Here is a 15211-nt window from a genome sequence, read left to right as displayed (position 1 = left end):
GCGCAGATAGCGGAAGGGCTGGTCGGGCGTGTCGCGCACGCCGACCAGGAAGACGGACAGACCGTCCAGATCGACCGGCAGCATGTAGTTGCTGTACTCGCGGGCCTGGCCGGCGGCATCGCGCAGCTTGTAGACCACCGAAGGGCCGACATTGCGCAGCTGCTTGTCGCCCGACGGCCGCGCGCCCGAGCCGAGATGCTGGCCGAGCGAGTCGACCAGGTCCACCTTGCGCACATCGGCACCGGAGGCCGAGGGCGCCTCGGCGGCCATGTTCTCGACGTTGATGACCCGCAGGCCGGTGAACTCGAGCTGGAAGCTGTTCTTCGCGTCGGCGCCGCTGCTCAGCGTGGTCACGCCGCCGACCTCGCCCTTGACCTCGAAGGGCGCACCGGGGCGGCCCATCGGCCGGCCCAGCAGCGTCAGCTTCGAGCCGCCGTCCTCGAAGCTGGACTGGTAGATCGCGATGCCCTTGTGGATGAAGGGCTCGTTGACCTTGATCTTGGCCTCGGTCTTCGTGCCGTCGGCATCGTGCACCACGATGTCGCTGGCGAAGAGCTTGGGCATGCCGGTGTCGTAGTACTCGACCACGAACTTCTTCAGCTCGATGCTGAAGGGCAGATCCTGCAGCACGATGCCGCGGCTCAGGTTGATGACCGCGGTGCCGGCGGTGGCGCCCTCGGGCACGTAGAGATTGCCGCGGAAGGTCGGATTGGATGGCGACAGGCGGTGCTCGGCCGGCACGTCGCGGATCATGCCGCCGCCCTCGAACGGCGTCTTGCCCAGCAGCGCCATCTGCGCGCGCACGATCAGGTCGCCGTCGAACAGGCCGCCGATGCAGATCAGCACGATCGCGCCATGCGCGGCGATGTAGCCCAGCTTGTTGGTCGCGCCCTGACGGGCCGCCACCATCACGCCGCGCTCGCGCATCTGCGCCTTGCCGCTCCAGCCTGCGCCCGACAGCAGCTCCTGCACCCGGGCCAGCGCCTGATCGCGGGTGAGCGACAGCTCACCTCGCGCCTTGTGCGGAAAGGCCTGCAGCGCGCTCTCGCGGATGCCCTCCTTCGTCGTGCGCAGGTCGGCGAGGATCTTCGGCGTGTTGCGCGCGATGCACAGGCTGGTCGACAGCACCAGGAAGGCCAGGATCACCAGGAACCAGCCGGCGCTGTAGACCGCGTACAGCCCGAGCCGGCCGAACACGTCGGCCCAGAACGGCCCGAACTGGTTGACATAGTTGACCGGCGGCTGGTGCTGCTGGATGACGGTGCCGATCACCGAGGCGATGCAGATGATCGTGAGCAGCGCGATGGCGAAGCGCATCGACGACAGCAGCTCGACGCTCTCCCGCAGCCAGCGCGAGCCGCGACCGATCTCGAGGCCGGCGGTGGATGAGGATGAGGAGGCGGACATGGCGGACATGGCGGACATGGCGGACCGGATTATGCGAACAGGGACTGAAGACAGTGTAAAGATGCACAAAGGCCGGTCTGGGACCGGCCTTTTTGATCTTCGTCAATCGGCGCCAGAGATGGAATCTCCGGCAAGCCGCCTGCCTCAGTGCAGGCCGGCGATGTAGTCGGCGACGGCCTTGATCTCGCGATCGTTCATCTTGGCGGCCACGCCGGTCATCACCGCGTTGTTCTTGCGCACGCCGTCGCGGAAGCCCTTGAGCTGCAGCTCGGTGTAGTCCGAGTGCTGGCCCGACAGGCGCGGGTACTGGGCCGGGATGCCGGCGCCGCTCGGGCTGTGGCAGCCGGCGCAGGCGGGCACCTGACGGTCGGCGATGCCGCCGCGGTAGATCTTCTCGCCCAGCGCGACCAGCTCCTTGTTGCGCGCCGCGCCCGGCTTGGGCTGCTTGCTGGCGTAGAAGGCGGCGACGTTCTTCATGTCGTCCTCGCTCAGCGCGGAGGCCATGCCCTTCATGATCGCGTTGTCGCGCTTGCCCGACTTGAACTCGGTCAGCTGCTTGACCAGGTACTCCGGGTGCTGGCCCTGGATGATCGGGTTGGCGGCCGAGCCACGCGAGCCGTCCGCGGTATGGCAGGCGCTGCACACTTGGGTGGCGATGGCCTCGCCCTTCACCAGATCGGCCTTCGCGGCAGGCTTGGACTCGGAAGCGGCAAGCGGGGTGGCCATGGCGGCTGCCGCAAGCAGAGCAAGAAGCGACTTGAAGTGCGATTTCATGATGAAGCGGCCCCGTGGGCTGGCGGGAGGGTGACAGACGTGAAACCGGACGATTTTACAATGCCGGCGATGAGCCTCACCACCACACCACCCCCGGGTGGCGCCGACGCCACGCGCGCGGCACTCGCCTGGACCCACACGGCCCGTTTCCTGACGACGGCCAGCCGTCTGGACCAGCTGCCGGCCCATGAACTGCCCGAAATCGCCTTCGTCGGACGCTCCAACGCCGGCAAGTCGACCGCGATCAACACCCTGGCGCAGCAGCGCCAGCTCGCCTTCGCGTCCAAGACGCCCGGACGCACCCAGCACATCAACCTGTTCGAGGTCGGACCACGCGAGACGCCGCAGGCGCTGTGGGCCGACCTGCCCGGCTACGGCTACGCGGCGGTGGCACGCGCCTCCAAGCTGCGCTGGCAGGAGGTGATGGCCGACTATCTGCGGGTGCGGCGCAACCTCGCCGGCGTGGTGCAGATGGTGGACTCGCGCCACGGCTTCACCGATCTGGACCGGCAGCTGCTGAGCTTCGTGGCCCCCCGGGTGGTCAACGGCGAGGTCAAGCTGCTGGTGCTGCTGACCAAGGCCGACAAGCTCAACCGCAAGGAGCAGGCCGAATCGCTGCGCCGCGCGCAGGCGGTGCTGGGCGAGGTCTCGACCGAGGAATCCGACATCGGCATCACGCTGTTCTCCGCGCTGAAGCGCCAGGGCGTCGGCGACGCCGCCGAGATCCTGCAGCAGTGGGCGCTCGGTGCGATGGTGCTGCCGGACTTCACTCCGCCCCCCGCAGAGCCCGACGATGAGCCTGCCGCCGGCCCCGCCTGAGTCCGATCCGCCCGGCCCGGGCACGCCGACGCGCCCGGGTCGGCTGCAGATGGCCGACATCGCCCGCATCGCGGGCGTGTCGGTGGCCACCGTGTCGCGCGCGCTCAACGGCAGCACCGAGGTCAGCGCCGCCACCCGCCAGCGCATCACCGAGCTGGCGCGCTCGCTGAACTACACCATCAACATCAGCGCGAAGAACCTGCGGCTGCGCCACAACCGCACCGTCGCGGTCGTCATCCCGTACGACCGGCAGACGCGGCTGCATGTCTCCGACCCCTTCTTCCTGTCGATGCTGGGCAGCCTGGCCGATGCGCTGACCGATCGCGGCTACGACATGCTGGTGTCGCGCATCGACGCCGACCAGCTCGAGAACGCCTCGCTGTCCTACGACAGCGGCACCGCGCTGGGCATCATCCTGATCGGCCAGTGGCACAGCCACGATCAGCTCAACCGCCTGGCCGACCAGGGCGTGCCGCTGGTGGTCTGGGGCGCGCAGCTGCCGCAGCAGCGCTACTGCTCGGTCGGCGGCGACAACCTCGGCGGCGGCCGCCTGGCCACCCGGCACCTGATCGAACGCGGCTGCCGGCGCTTCGTCTTCCTGGGCGATCCGACCACGCCGGAGTCGGCGCTGCGCCTGCGCGGCCACCAGCAGGAACTGGCCGAGGCCGGACTGGGGCCGCAGGCCTGCCGGGTGCTGGCGGTCGGCTTCGATGCGGCGCGTGCCCGCACCGAGGTCGGCCGGCTGCTCGAGCAGGGCGTCGACTTCGATGCGGTGGTGGCCTGCTCCGACGTGCTGGCCACCGCGGTGGTGCCGGTGCTGCGGCTGCACGGCCGCGAGGTGCCGCGCGATGTCGCGGTGGTCGGCTACGACGACATCGAGTGGGCCAGCCATGCCGACCCGCCGCTGACGACGGTGCGCCAGCCGGTGGCGCGCGCCGGCGTCGAGATGGTCGAGGCGCTGCTCGAGCGGGTCGCCGGGCGCGACGCGCCGCCGCGCACGCTGCCGGTCGAGCTGGTGGTGCGCCAGAGCTCGATGCGCTGAACCGGCCACTGCCCGCTCAGGGCCGGCCCAGCCTCAGCGTGATGCCGGCACGCCCCTGCGGCGCCCAGGTCAGACCCAGGTAGAGCGGCCCGATGCCGGTGTCGGCCGCCAGGAAGGCGCTGGTGCCCCAGCGCAGCGGCGTCAGCCGCATCTCGCGCGGCAGGGCCCAGGCATTGCCGGCCTCCAGCGTCATGCCGGCGAAGACGCCGCGGGTCAGCACCGGCCGGCCGGTCAGGCGCACCTGCCAGGTCAGCCGGCCCAGCAGCACCCCGTCGCCGGAGAGCTGGTCGGTCTCGTAGCCGGAGAGCTGGTGGAAGCCGCCGAGCGTGTAGTGCCCCGGCGCGCCGTCGACCTGCGACTGGCGGGCCGCCCGCAGCTTCAGCGTCAGATCGACGGTGTGGCGGCCGCGGCTGGCCACCTCCGCCAGATCGAGCTCGACCCGGTGGAAGCGCCGCTGCGCCTCTTGCAGCGCCAGCTCGTCGAGGCGGCGCCGGCCGGTCTGCGCCTCCAGCCGCAGCCGCCAGCCGCTGCGCGGGAAGACCGCATGGTCGAGCTGGTCCATCACCAGGGTGCTGCGCAGCGCCTCCTCGCGGGCATGAAGCGACTGCAGCGCCAGGCTGCCGGCCTCGGTCCGCACGGTGTAGGCGCTTTCCGGCTGGATCCGGAACATCTGCCGCACCAGGCCGATGCGCCATTCGCCCAGCTCGCCCAGCGGCTGGCCCAGATCGATGCCCACGCCCAGACTGCTGCGCACAGGGTCGCCGAGCACTTCGGGGTCGCGGCCGTCCTCGTCCGGGCCGATCGAGCGGTAGGTGGTCTGCCGGCGCCGGGACAGATCGGTCGAGAGCGCGACGAACCAGTCGCTCGCCGGGCCGCTGCCCGCGCCCAGCGGCACATAGAGTTCGCTGAACCAGCGCGGCACCGAGCCGAGCTGCACCCGGTTGCGCCACTCGCTGCCCGCCTCGTCGAGCCAGTGGCGGTTGTGGCTGAGCTGGATGTTAAACTCGCCCTGGCCGGCGAAGTCGCTCTGCAGCGCCAGACCGAGCCGGAAATAGTTGGGCCCCCAGGGCTTCTCGGCCAGCCGGTAGACCAGGCCGGCGCCGGCGGGCAGGTCCTCGACCCGGTAGTCGACCTGCATGTAGTCGCCGCTGGCGGCCAGCACCCGGCTGTCGCGCTCGGCCTGCTCGACCGAGAAGTCCTGGCCCGGACGCAGCGCCAGCACCGGGGCCAGGCGCTGCGGCTGCGTCAGGTCCTGGCCCTCGAAGCGCACCGAGGCGACCGGCTCGGGCGGATCCTGCGGCCGGGCCTGGGCGCGGCGGTGCGCCTGCCAGTCGGTCTCGTTCAGGCGCAGCGCGGCCAGCTGCGGCAGCATGCGCTCGGCATGCTCGCGTCCGGCCGCCACCAGATCGGCGGCGCGGTCGAAGCTGGCCGAGGTCAGCCGGCCCAGCGGCGGCGCGATCAGCAGATCCCGGCGCGGATCGAGCCGCGCCAGCGAGCGCTGCACGTTCTGCTCGGTCAGGATGTTGATCATCTGGGTGGTCACGCCGGTGACCGTGCCCAGCGTCTCGCGCCCGGCCAGCGGCGTGCCGATGTTGACCGCGATGATGCGGTCGACCCCCATCGCCCGGGCCACGTCCACCGGCAGGTTGTCGACCAGCCCGCCGTCGCCCAGGATGCGTCCGTCGACCTCGATCGGCGCGAACAGGCCCGGCACCGACATGCTCGCGCGCAGCGCCTGCGCCAGGTCGCCGTCGCGGAAGACCACCGCCTCGCCGCTCTCCATGTCGGTGGCGACCGCGCGGAAGGGAATCGGCAGGCCGTCGAAGCTCGGCGCCCGGCGCACCGCCAGCGTGTGGCGGCGCAGCAGCAGCTCGAGCTCGCGGCTCGACACCGAGCCGATCGGCAGCATCGGCTGTCCGCCCAGGCGCTCCAGGCCGATCTCGATCGCCGGGGAGATCTCGAAGTCCTCCTCCTTGCGGCGCTGGCCGAGGCTCTCGCGCGGCAACCGGGTGGCGAACATCGCGCCCCAGTCGATCGCGCCGAGCTCGCGGCGCATTTCATCGGCGCCCATGCCGCTGGCGTAGAGGCCGCCGATGATCGCGCCCATCGAGGTGCCGGCGATCGCGTCGACCGGGATGCGCTCGCGCTCGAGCACCTCCAGCACGCCCACATGCGCCAGGCCGCGCGCGCCGCCGCCCGACAGCACCAGGCCGATGCGCGCACGCCCGAGCGCCGGCCCGACCAGGGTGTCGACCTCGGGGTCGCCGCCGGACACGCCCGCAGGCATCTGCGCGTGCACGGCGGAGGTCAGCAGGGCCAGCACGACGCCCAGCAGGCGCGCGCACCAGGATCTTGATCCGCTCATGGGCGCCGATTGTGCCGGCGCCCGAGCCCCCTCGATCAGAGGGAATCGGAGCGAATCCGAGGCATCAGAGGGGTCAGAGGGGTCAGAGCGTGCCGGCGGCGCTGCGGCCGCCGCGCCGCTCGCGCAAGGTCTCGCAGCCGATGCAGCGCAGCGCCTGCGGCTGCACCTGCAGCCGCTCGAAGGCGATCGCGGCGCCGCAGTCATCGCACAGGCCGTAGTCGCCCGCCGCGCCGGCCTCCAGGCGCTGCAGCGCCTGGCCGATCGCGGCCAGCTCGAGCCGCTCCTGATCGGTGAAGGCCAGATCGACCTCGCGATCGGCCGCATGCTCGCGCAGGTCGTCGCTGCCCTGCTGCAGCAGCTCATGCGCATGCTGGGCGCGGCTGGCCCCGCCGGTGTGCAGCGCCAGCGAGTCCAGCAGCGCCTGGCGACGCGCCAGCAGCACCTCGCGCAGCGAACCGCGCTGCGCGGCATCCAGCGTGGCAGCGGCGGAAACGGGGGAAGGGGCAAGCGTGGTCATGGCGTCGGATCTCCTGGACAGCGGCGAGGAACACCCGCCTCGCGGCCATCGTCGCACCGTCGCGGTGCGGCCGGACTGATCCCGCTCAAGCGGCGCCGCCGGCCGAAGGCAGACTGCCCCGGCCCGCGCGGGCAGCCTGCCCGGGACAGCCGGCCGGCCCGCACGCTCCAATGCCGGCGTGATCCACCCCCGAGAGGAGACCGCCCATGACCCCCGCCTGCGCCCCCGCCCGCTTCGATGACCGCCAGGTGCACTGGATGCCCTTCGGCGACCTGCCGCACTTCCTGTTCTCGATCCTGCACATCGACGAGCCGCGCGGCATCGCCGACGTGCTGTTCCGCTTCTCGGCCGGCCAGCAGATCGTGCTGCACCGCCACCTCGCGGCCAACCACACCTTCGTGATCCAGGGCGAGCACCGGCTGTACGAGGCCGACGGCACGCTGCGCGAGATCCGCCCGGCCGGCACGCTGACCGTCTCGCCCGCCAGCGAGGTGCCGCACCGCGAGGGCGGCGGCCCGGAGCAGGACGCGATCGTGCTGTTCAGCATGCGCCCGGAGCCCGGCCAGAAGCTCTACGAGATCCTGGCTGACGACGGCACGGTGATCGCCGACATCACGCTCGACACGCTGCGCGCGATCCGCGCTGCCTAGAATCGGGCTCATGCTGAGCCTGCCCGAACCCGCCCCCGCCGGCACGCTGCCGGATGCCTGCGACGTGCTGATCATCGGCGCCGGACCCTCCGGCAGCGCCTGCGCCACGGTGCTGGCCGGCGCGGGGCTGCAGGTCTGCCTGGTCGACCAGCATGACTTCCCGCGCGAAAAGGTCTGCGGCGACGGCCTGATCCCGGACGCGCACGCGGCGCTGGCGCGCCTGGGCCTGCTCGACGAGGTGATGCGCCATGCGACGCGGGTCAGCCATGTGCGCTGCGTGGCGCCGCGCGGCGGGCAGGTCGACGTGCCCGGCACGCTGGCGGTGCTGCCGCGCCGGCAGCTCGATTTCCTGCTGGTGCGGCATGCCGAGCGCGCCGGCGCGCGGCGGGTCACGCCGGTGCGCTTCGATGCGGTGATCGAGCACGGCGGCCGGGTCGTCGGCGCGCGGCTGCGCCAGGGCGACCTGACGCACGAGGTGCGCGCGCGCTGGGTGGTGCTGGCCACCGGCGCCAGCGTCGGGCCGATGGTCGCCACCGGCCTGTGCACCCGGCGCACGCCCAGCGGCATCGCGCTGCGCGGCTATGTGCGCAATCCGGCGCTGGCCGGGCAGCTCGCGACGATGGACGTGGTCTGGGACCGCGCGCTGCGCCCGGGCTACGGCTGGATCTTTCCCTGCGGCGAGGCGACCTGGAACATCGGCGTGGGCGCCTTCTTCCGCCGCGGCGACGACGGCCGCGACCGCGCCGCCGACGCCAACCTGCGCCAGATGTTCGACGACTTCACCCGGGTCTACGCCCCGGCGCGCCGGCTGATGGACGGCGGCGAGCTGCAGGACGGCCTGAAGGGCGCGCCGCTGCGCTGCACGCTCGAGGGCGCCCGGCACGAGGGCCGCGCCGGCCTGATCGCCACCGGCGAGGCGCTCGGCTCGACCTACGACTTCACCGGCGAGGGCATCGGCAAGGCGCTCGAGACCGGCCTGCTGGCCGCCGACACGCTGCTGGCGGGCGAGCGCGCCGGCCGGGACGAGGCGGCGATCCGGCAGGACTACGCGACCCGGCTGGCGGCGCTGAAGCCGAAGTTCGTGCTCTACGAGCGCGCCAACAGCGTCAACCGCCACCCCTGGCTGGCCGATCTGGTGATCTGGCGCGCCCGCCGCAGCCCGCGGCTGCTGCGGCGCATGAGCGGCGTGCTCGACGAGACCGCCAACCCGGGCCATCTGATGTCGCTGCGCGGCATGCTGCGGCTGCTGACCCGCTGAGCGGATCGCCGGCCCGGGCCGCTCCGCCCGGTCGCGGGCTCCAGTTTCCGGCGCCACGGCCGATGTCCCGCCAGGGACAGACGGGCCTCGGCCCCGGCATCATGAGCAGCACACCGCACCCGCCCCAGGCCGACGACGCCTGGGAGCGCAGCCTGATCGACATGCACTACGAGGAGTCGCCGCTGACGCCCGGCTCCGGCATGGTCGTGGCCGCGGCCGTCGGTCTGGTGATCCGCGACTCGGTGCCGGGTCTGGCCCTGCCGGCCTGGGTGCTGGTGGCCGAGCTGGTGATGGCCTCGCGCCTGGCGCTGACATGGTTCTATCTGCGCGGCGGCGGCCGGCTGCGCTGGCGCAGCCCCACCTGGCGCCGCATCGCGCTGGGGCAGACGGTCTGCAGCGGTCTGGCCTGGGGCGCGCTGGGCCTGTTCTTCGGCCAGAGCGCGGATCCGCTGCACCAGATCGTCATCCTGTTCACGCTGATGGGCGTGTGTGCCGGCAGCGCCGCGCTGACCGGCATGGTCAAGGGCACGCTGCCCATCTTCGGCACACTCGCGCTCGGGCCGCTGTCGGTGCTGCTGGTGCTGCGTGGCGACACCGCCCACCTCTTCCTGGGCCTGGCGCTGCTGTGGTACCTGCACCTGGTGATGGTCAAGGGCCCGGGGCGCACCGGTCGGGCGATGCAGGCGCTGCATGACGGCCGGCGCGACCGCGAGCTGCTGGTCAGCCGGCTCGAGGACGCCGAGCGGGTCGGCCGCATGGGCCATGTGCTGTGGGACCACCGCGCGCGCACCGCGACGCTGTCGGCCCATGCACGACGCCAGTTCGGCATCGACAGCGAGACAGTCGGCGACCTGTCGCCGCTGTGGGCACGCGTCGTCGCCAGCGACCGCGACCGGGTGCAGGCGCTGACCCGCGAAGCCATGCAGCGCGGCGAGGCCGAGCTGCACTTCGACACCCGCATCGACGGCCCCGACGGCCTGCGCGACCTGCGCGTCGTGCACCGCTTCGAGTACGGAGCGGACGGGCGCGCGCGCTTCACGATGACGACGACGCAGGACATCACCGAGCTGAAGACCACCCAGCGCGACCTGCACGACCTGGCCTTCCGCGACACGCTGACCGGCCTGATCAACCGCGCCGGCTTCCAGGCGCGGCTGCGCGAGCAGCCGGTCAGCTCGGTGCTGATGCTGGATCTGGACCATTTCAAGAACGTCAACGACACGCTCGGCCATGCCGCCGGCGACCGGCTGCTGGTCGCCGCGGCGCAGCGCCTGCTGCACTGCCTGCGCGAGCGCGACACGGTGGCGCGCCTGGGCGGCGACGAGTTCGCGGTGCTGACGCACAACGCGCTCGAGCGCGAGACGCTCGAGCGCATCGCCCGGCGCATCGTCGAGGCGCTGTCGCAGCCCTACGAGATCGACGGCCAGCAGGTCTTCGTGTCGGCCAGCATCGGCATCGCCACCGTGGGCGAGGGCCAGACGCTGTCGGAGCCGGAGCTGCTGATGCGCCAGGCCGACACCGCGCTGTTCGAGGCCAAGGCACGTGGCCGCGCACGCCACGAGTTCCACTCGGAATCGCTGTCGGAGCGCGCACGCGAGCGTCTTGCGCTCGAGGCCGACCTGCGCCGCGCGATCGCCGAGGGCCAGTTCGAGATCCACTACCAGCCCAAGGTCGGCCTGGACGACGCGCACATCGTCGGCGCCGAGGCGCTGCTGCGCTGGAAGCATCCGGTGCGCGGCATGGTGCCGCCCGACCGCTTCATCCCGGTGGCCGAGGACTGCGGCCTGATCGTGCCGATCGGCACCTGGGTGCTGCAGCAGGCCTGCGCCGCGGCGGCCGCCTGGAACCGCGAGCGCCCGCCGGGCGAGCCGCTGCGCATCGCGATCAACCTGTCGCCGCGCCAGTTCATGAACCATGACCTGGTGCAGACGGTGCGCGACGCGCTCGACGCCAGCGCCTGCCGCCCGGAGTGGATCGAGCTGGAGATCACCGAGCGGCTGCTGCTCGACGAGCGCAACCAGGCCGAGGACATTCTCAACGGCCTGCGCGCGCTGGGCCTGACGCTGGCGATCGACGATTTCGGCACCGGCTACTCGGCGCTCGGCTACCTGACGCGCTACCCGATCGGCACGCTGAAGATCGACAAGTCCTTCATGCGCGACATCACCACCCGGCCGGACCGTGCCGGCATCGTGCGCGCGATCATCCTGATGGGCCACAGCCTGAAGCTCGGCCTGGTCGCCGAGGGCGTCGAGACCGAGGAGCAGGCCGCCTTCCTGCGCGAGCAGGGCTGCGAGCTGGCGCAGGGCTGGCTCTACGGCCGCCCGATGCCGCCGCAGGCCTTCGGCGAGCATGTGGCGGCGCAGCGCGAGCCGGTCGTCCCGCTCAGTGCGGCGCCGCTGCAGGCCGCGTGACGATGCGATGCACCAGGTGGAGCTTGCGCACCACCGCCGGCACCAGCACGAAGGGGTAGAAGTCCGGCACGCCCATGCTGCGCGACATCTCGTTGAGCAGCGCGGTCAGCTCGACCCAGGCGTTGACCAGGCGCAGGAACTCCGGGTCCGGCGTCTCCAGCACCTCCGCGCCGAACATCGCGACATCGACCTCGACATCGTCGGCGTCCAGCCCGAAGCTCAGGCCGGTGTCGAGCGCGTCGACCATGTGCAGGTAGTGCGCCCAGGTCTCCGCCCAGTCCTCCCACGGGTGGCTGGCGGCATAGGCGCTGACATGCCACTGCGCCCAGTCCGGTGCCGGACCGAGCCGGTAATGCCGCTCCAGCGCCGCGCCATAGTCGGCGCGCTCGTCGCCGAAGACGGTGCGGAAGGGCCCGATCCAGTCGCTGCCGGCCACCAGCCGGTCCCAGTAGTAATGCCCGACCTCATGGCGCAGATGGCCCAGCAGCGTGCGGTAGGGCTCGCGCAGGCGGGCGCGGATCTGCTCGCGCACCGGGTCGTCGGCCTCGTCGACATTGAGCGTGACGATGCCGCCGGCATGTCCGGTCATGACCGGCTGGCCGTCGACCGGGCGCAGGAAGTCGAAGGCCAGGCCGCGCGCGCTGTCCTCGCCGCCAGCGCCCGCCAGACGTGACTGCACCGGCAGCCCCAGCGCCAGCAGCTGCGACACCAGCCGGCGCTTGGCCAGCTCGATCCGGCCCCAGTCGCGCTGGTTGGCCTCGAAGGTCTGGTCCGGAATGATGCGGTTGAGCCGGCAGGCGATGCAGAACGCCGGCCGCTCGCCCGCGCCGGTGCGCTCCTCGTCGGGCACCAGCCAGTTGCAGCCGGCCGCCGACACCGCGTTGGCGCAGCGCCGCCAGCGCCGCGCCGCGCGCAGATGCAGCGCCGAGGCCGGCCGCGCCTCCAGCCACAGGCTGGCGTCCTCGCGGTCGGGCTCCAGCGCCAGCAGCGTGCGCCCGGCCGGATCGAAGCCCAGAGCGCGGCCGCAGCTCAGGCAGCCGCTGTTGCGGAAGAACACCGCCGCGCCGCACAGGCAGCGGTAGGCGCGCGGCGTGCGCGGCTGGCGTGGCGTGTGCCAGCGGTCGGCGATCTGCCGTCCCAGCCGGGACAGGAATCCGTCCATCCATCCGTCCATCATCCGCAGGCTCCCCCGGCACTGAAAATCATGTCCGGCATGTTAGTGTCTCGGGCCATGTGTCAGCTGCTCGGCCTCAACGCCAACACCCCGACCGATCTGGTCTTCAGCTTCACCGGCTTCGCCCATCGGGCCGTCGAGCACCGGGACGGTTTCGGCATCGCCTTCTTCGAGGGCGCAGGCCTGCGCCTGTTCGTCGACCACCAGAGCGCGGCCGAGTCGCCGGTGGCGGCGATGATCCGCCACTACCCGATCCGCAGCCGCCACATCGTCACCCACATCCGCAAGGCCACCCAGGGCCGGGTCGCGCTGGAGAACACCCACCCCTTCGTGCGCGAGCTCTGGGGCCGCTACTGGGTCTTCGCGCACAACGGCAATCTGGTCGACTACCGCCCGAAGCTGCACGCCGGCTTCCACCCGGTGGGCGACACCGACAGCGAGCGCGCCTTCTGCTGGCTGATGCAGGAGCTGGCGAAGAACCACGCGCGCATGCCGAGCATTCCCGATCTGACGCAGACGCTGGCCGAGCTGGCGCCGCAGATCGCCCGCCACGGCACCTTCAACTTCCTGCTCAGCCAGGGCGAGGCGCTGTGGGCGCACTGCACCACCCGGCTGCACTATGTGCTGCGCCGCCACCCCTTCGCGGACGCCCAGCTCCAGGACGCCGACCTGACGGTCGACTTCGCCGAGCACACCACGCCGCAGGACCGCGTCGCCGTCGTGGTGACCGAGCCGCTGACCACCAACGAGGCCTGGGTGGCGCTGGCGCCGGGCGAGCTGGCGGTGTTCGTCGATGGAGACCGGATCGGATGATGTCCTACCTGCTGCGCCGCCTCTGGCAGATGGTGCCGACGCTCGCCGGCGTCGTGCTCGGCGTGTTCTTCCTGTTCAAGGGCTTCGGCGGCGATCCGGCCGAGATCCTCGCCGGCCTGAACGCCTCGCCCGAGCAGGTCGAGCAGATCCGCGATCAGCTCGGCCTGAACCGCCCGGTCTGGGAGCAGCTGGCAATCTTCGTCGGCCAGATCCTGCAGTTCGACTGGGGCCGGAGCTGGGCCACCAACGAGCCGGTCGCACAGCTCTTCGCCACCCGGCTGCCGGCCACGCTCACGGTGATGACGCCGATCCTGGTGCTGGACGCGCTGCTGGCGATTCCCTTCGCGCTGGCGGTGGCGGCGGTGCGCGGCTCGCTGACCGACCGGGCGATCATGGTGGTGACCACCGTGGCGCTGTCGATCAGCTTCCTGGTCTACGTCATCGTCGGGCAGTGGCTGTTCGCCTTCCAGCTCGGCTGGTTCCCGGTGCAGGGCTGGACCGACAGCGTCTGGACCAACCTGACGACCTACGCGCCGCTGCCGGTGCTGCTGGCGGTGATGGTGGGCATCTCGCCGCAGATGCGGCTGTACCGCAGCTTCTTCCTCGACGAGATCGGCCAGGACTATGTGCGCACCGCGCGCGCCAAGGGCCTGGGCGAGCGTGCGGTGCTGATGAAGCATGTGCTGCGCAACGCGCTGATCCCGATCCTGACCAATGTGTCGATGCAGCTGCCCGGCATCTTCGTCGGCTCCTTCCTGATCGAGGTCTTCTTCTCGATTCCCGGCATCGGCCGCGAGGTGATGCTGGCGGTCAATCGCAGCGACTACCCCGTCATCCAGGCGGTCACGATCTATCTGGCGGTCATCACGATGGTCATCAACCTGCTCACCGACCTGCTCTACAAGGCGGTCGATCCCCGGGTGACGCTGAAATGAGCGCGATTCCCGGCATGGGCACGACCTCCGAGGGCGTCTGGGCGCTGGCCGCACGAAGGCTGCGCGGCGACCGCGTCGGCATGACCGCGATCGCGGTGGTGCTGCTGTATGCGCTGCTGGTGCTGGCGGCCGTCACCGGCCTGGCCGGCGCGCACTGGCAGCAGGAGCGCGGCGTGTCCTACGCGCCGCCGACGCTGCTGGGCCCGGCGCCGCAGGCGCTGCCGATGCCGGGGCTGCCGGCGCCGTCGGCCAGCGCGCCGCTGCTCGACCTCTCCAGCGTCGATCCGCTGGCGCCACGCTACCGCGAGTGGGACGAGGCCACCGCGCGCCAGTCGGTCGAGACGACGACCGCGGCCGAGACGCTGCCGCTGGGCGGCGACCGGCTCGGCCGCAGCGTGCTCGACAAGGCGATCAAGGGCTCGCAGATCTCGATCCTGGTCGGCGTGCTGGCCGCGGTGGTCGCCGCGGCGATCGGCACGGTGCTGGGCGCGCTGGCCGGCTTCCTGGGCGGGCGCGTCGGCGATCTGCTGGAGTGGGTCTACAACGTCTTCACGTCCATTCCCGGCATCCTGCTGATCTTCGCCTTCGCGGCGGTGGCCGGGCGCGGCGTGACCAGCGTGGTGCTGATCCTGGGGCTGACCGGCTGGACCGGCATCTACCGGCTGGTGCGCGCCGAGTTCATGAAGCACGCCGCGCGCGACTATGTGCGCGCCGCCGAGGCGATCGGTGCCAGCCCCGGGCAGCGCATGTTCCGCCACATCCTGCCCAACGTCAGCCATGTGGTGCTGGTGCAGCTCTCGATCCATGTCGTGGGCTTCATCAAGTACGAGGTCATCCTGTCCTACCTGGGCCTGGGCGTGAGCGTCGACCAGGTCAGCTGGGGCACGATGCTGGCCGAGGCGCAGAGCGAGCTGATCCTGGGCTACTGGTGGCAGATCGCCACCGCGACCACCTTCATGGCGGTGTTCGTCACCGCCTTCTCGCTGATGACCGACGCGCTGCGCGACGCGCTCGATCCGAAGCTGCGCGGGCTGGAGGGCTGA

13 protein-coding genes are annotated in these 15211 nt (G+C 71.7%); 8 read left to right on the top strand and 5 right to left on the bottom strand.

Going from position 1 to position 15211, the window contains the following annotated elements; translation table 11 throughout:
• Both HZU84_RS18225 and HZU84_RS18220 read right to left on the bottom strand, forming a co-directional pair.
• Positions 1-1407 (bottom strand): cytochrome c biogenesis protein ResB (locus HZU84_RS18225; protein ID WP_257644644.1); only part of this gene is annotated, 1407 nt, incomplete at its 3' end.
• A gap of 144 nt (positions 1408-1551) precedes the next feature.
• Positions 1552-2133: a c-type cytochrome gene (locus HZU84_RS18220; RefSeq protein ID WP_244954355.1), complete on the bottom strand. Its 582-nt coding sequence runs from the start codon at positions 2131-2133 to the stop codon at positions 1552-1554.
• 117 nt (positions 2134-2250) lie between these two features.
• On the opposite strand from HZU84_RS18220, the gene yihA reads away from it, so the two are divergent.
• Both yihA and HZU84_RS18210 read left to right on the top strand, forming a co-directional pair.
• Positions 2251-3000 (top strand): ribosome biogenesis GTP-binding protein YihA/YsxC, encoded by a 750-nt coding sequence (gene yihA / locus HZU84_RS18215; RefSeq protein ID WP_149504842.1) that lies wholly within the window; start codon positions 2251-2253, stop codon positions 2998-3000.
• On the top strand, positions 2975-4042 hold the full coding sequence (locus HZU84_RS18210) for a LacI family DNA-binding transcriptional regulator (RefSeq protein WP_310734057.1): 1068 nt from the start codon (positions 2975-2977) through the stop codon (positions 4040-4042). The genes yihA and HZU84_RS18210 overlap by 26 nt, the downstream gene beginning before the upstream one ends.
• A 16-nt stretch (positions 4043-4058) precedes the next feature.
• On the opposite strand, the gene HZU84_RS18205 is transcribed toward HZU84_RS18210, so the two are convergent.
• Positions 4059-6407, bottom strand: coding sequence for a patatin-like phospholipase family protein (locus HZU84_RS18205; RefSeq protein WP_149504843.1), 2349 nt, complete (start codon positions 6405-6407; stop codon positions 4059-4061).
• Between the two features lie 82 nt (positions 6408-6489).
• Complete coding sequence (locus HZU84_RS18200; protein ID WP_149504844.1) at positions 6490-6924, bottom strand: TraR/DksA family transcriptional regulator; 435 nt, start codon at positions 6922-6924, stop codon at positions 6490-6492.
• A gap of 206 nt (positions 6925-7130) precedes the next feature.
• Here HZU84_RS18200 and HZU84_RS18195 point away from each other — a divergent pair, with 206 nt between their 5' ends.
• The 3 genes from HZU84_RS18195 (at position 7131) to HZU84_RS18185 (ending at position 11246) form a co-directional block, all read left to right on the top strand.
• Entirely contained in the window at positions 7131-7574 is a 444-nt protein-coding gene (locus HZU84_RS18195; RefSeq protein WP_219341002.1) for a cupin domain-containing protein, read from the top strand.
• Positions 7575-7584: 10 nt separating this feature from the next.
• Positions 7585-8832, top strand: coding sequence for an NAD(P)/FAD-dependent oxidoreductase (locus HZU84_RS18190; RefSeq protein WP_149504845.1), 1248 nt, complete (start codon positions 7585-7587; stop codon positions 8830-8832).
• A 101-nt stretch (positions 8833-8933) separates the two neighbouring features.
• Positions 8934-11246 carry a putative bifunctional diguanylate cyclase/phosphodiesterase gene (locus tag HZU84_RS18185; protein WP_149504846.1) on the top strand — a complete coding sequence of 771 codons (2313 nt, stop codon included), beginning with the start codon at positions 8934-8936 and terminating at the stop codon, positions 11244-11246.
• Here HZU84_RS18185 and HZU84_RS18180 read toward each other — a convergent pair.
• The gene (locus tag HZU84_RS18180; RefSeq protein ID WP_149504847.1) at positions 11218-12408 is read right to left on the bottom strand and encodes a zinc-binding metallopeptidase family protein; all 1191 of its coding nucleotides are present in this window, start codon (positions 12406-12408) and stop codon (positions 11218-11220) included. The genes HZU84_RS18185 and HZU84_RS18180 overlap by 29 nt on opposite strands.
• Positions 12409-12477: 69 nt before the next feature.
• On the opposite strand from HZU84_RS18180, the gene HZU84_RS18175 reads away from it, so the two are divergent.
• Genes HZU84_RS18175 through HZU84_RS18165 form a run of 3 tightly spaced genes read left to right on the top strand, consistent with a single transcriptional unit; the run spans position 12478 to position 15211 of the window.
• Positions 12478-13233 carry a class II glutamine amidotransferase gene (locus tag HZU84_RS18175; protein ID WP_149504848.1) on the top strand — a complete coding sequence of 252 codons (756 nt, stop codon included), beginning with the start codon at positions 12478-12480 and terminating at the stop codon, positions 13231-13233.
• Positions 13230-14168, top strand: coding sequence for an ABC transporter permease (locus tag HZU84_RS18170; RefSeq protein ID WP_149504849.1), 939 nt, complete (start codon positions 13230-13232; stop codon positions 14166-14168). Before HZU84_RS18175 ends, HZU84_RS18170 begins: the two co-directional genes overlap by 4 nt.
• Positions 14165-15211: an ABC transporter permease gene (locus HZU84_RS18165; RefSeq protein ID WP_149504850.1), complete on the top strand. Its 1047-nt coding sequence runs from the start codon at positions 14165-14167 to the stop codon at positions 15209-15211. Before HZU84_RS18170 ends, HZU84_RS18165 begins: the two co-directional genes overlap by 4 nt.

It is taken from the genome of Sphaerotilus sulfidivorans (assembly GCF_013426975.1).
In the GTDB taxonomy this organism is placed as follows: Bacteria; Pseudomonadota; Gammaproteobacteria; order Burkholderiales; family Burkholderiaceae_C; genus Sphaerotilus; species Sphaerotilus sulfidivorans.
The sequence above is the reverse complement of the archived record's forward strand: the minus strand, read 5'-3'. Positions and strand labels throughout refer to the sequence as shown.

Excerpts from the sequence above, each read along its gene's own strand:
- HZU84_RS18220 (WP_244954355.1), bottom strand. The coding sequence starts at position 2,133 with ATGGCCACCCCGCTTGCCGCTTCCGAGTCCAAGCCTGCCGCGAAGGCC.
- yihA (WP_149504842.1), top strand. The coding sequence starts at position 2,251 with ATGAGCCTCACCACCACACCACCCCCGGGTGGCGCCGACGCCACGCGC.
- HZU84_RS18210 (WP_310734057.1), top strand. The coding sequence starts at position 2,975 with ATGAGCCTGCCGCCGGCCCCGCCTGAGTCCGATCCGCCCGGCCCGGGC.
- HZU84_RS18205 (WP_149504843.1), bottom strand. The coding sequence starts at position 6,407 with ATGAGCGGATCAAGATCCTGGTGCGCGCGCCTGCTGGGCGTCGTGCTG.
- HZU84_RS18200 (WP_149504844.1), bottom strand. The coding sequence starts at position 6,924 with ATGACCACGCTTGCCCCTTCCCCCGTTTCCGCCGCTGCCACGCTGGAT.
- HZU84_RS18195 (WP_219341002.1), top strand. The coding sequence starts at position 7,131 with ATGACCCCCGCCTGCGCCCCCGCCCGCTTCGATGACCGCCAGGTGCAC.
- HZU84_RS18190 (WP_149504845.1), top strand. The coding sequence starts at position 7,585 with ATGCTGAGCCTGCCCGAACCCGCCCCCGCCGGCACGCTGCCGGATGCC.
- HZU84_RS18185 (WP_149504846.1), top strand. The coding sequence starts at position 8,934 with ATGAGCAGCACACCGCACCCGCCCCAGGCCGACGACGCCTGGGAGCGC.
- HZU84_RS18180 (WP_149504847.1), bottom strand. The coding sequence starts at position 12,408 with ATGGACGGATTCCTGTCCCGGCTGGGACGGCAGATCGCCGACCGCTGG.
- HZU84_RS18175 (WP_149504848.1), top strand. The coding sequence starts at position 12,478 with ATGTGTCAGCTGCTCGGCCTCAACGCCAACACCCCGACCGATCTGGTC.
- HZU84_RS18170 (WP_149504849.1), top strand. The coding sequence starts at position 13,230 with ATGATGTCCTACCTGCTGCGCCGCCTCTGGCAGATGGTGCCGACGCTC.
- HZU84_RS18165 (WP_149504850.1), top strand. The coding sequence starts at position 14,165 with ATGAGCGCGATTCCCGGCATGGGCACGACCTCCGAGGGCGTCTGGGCG.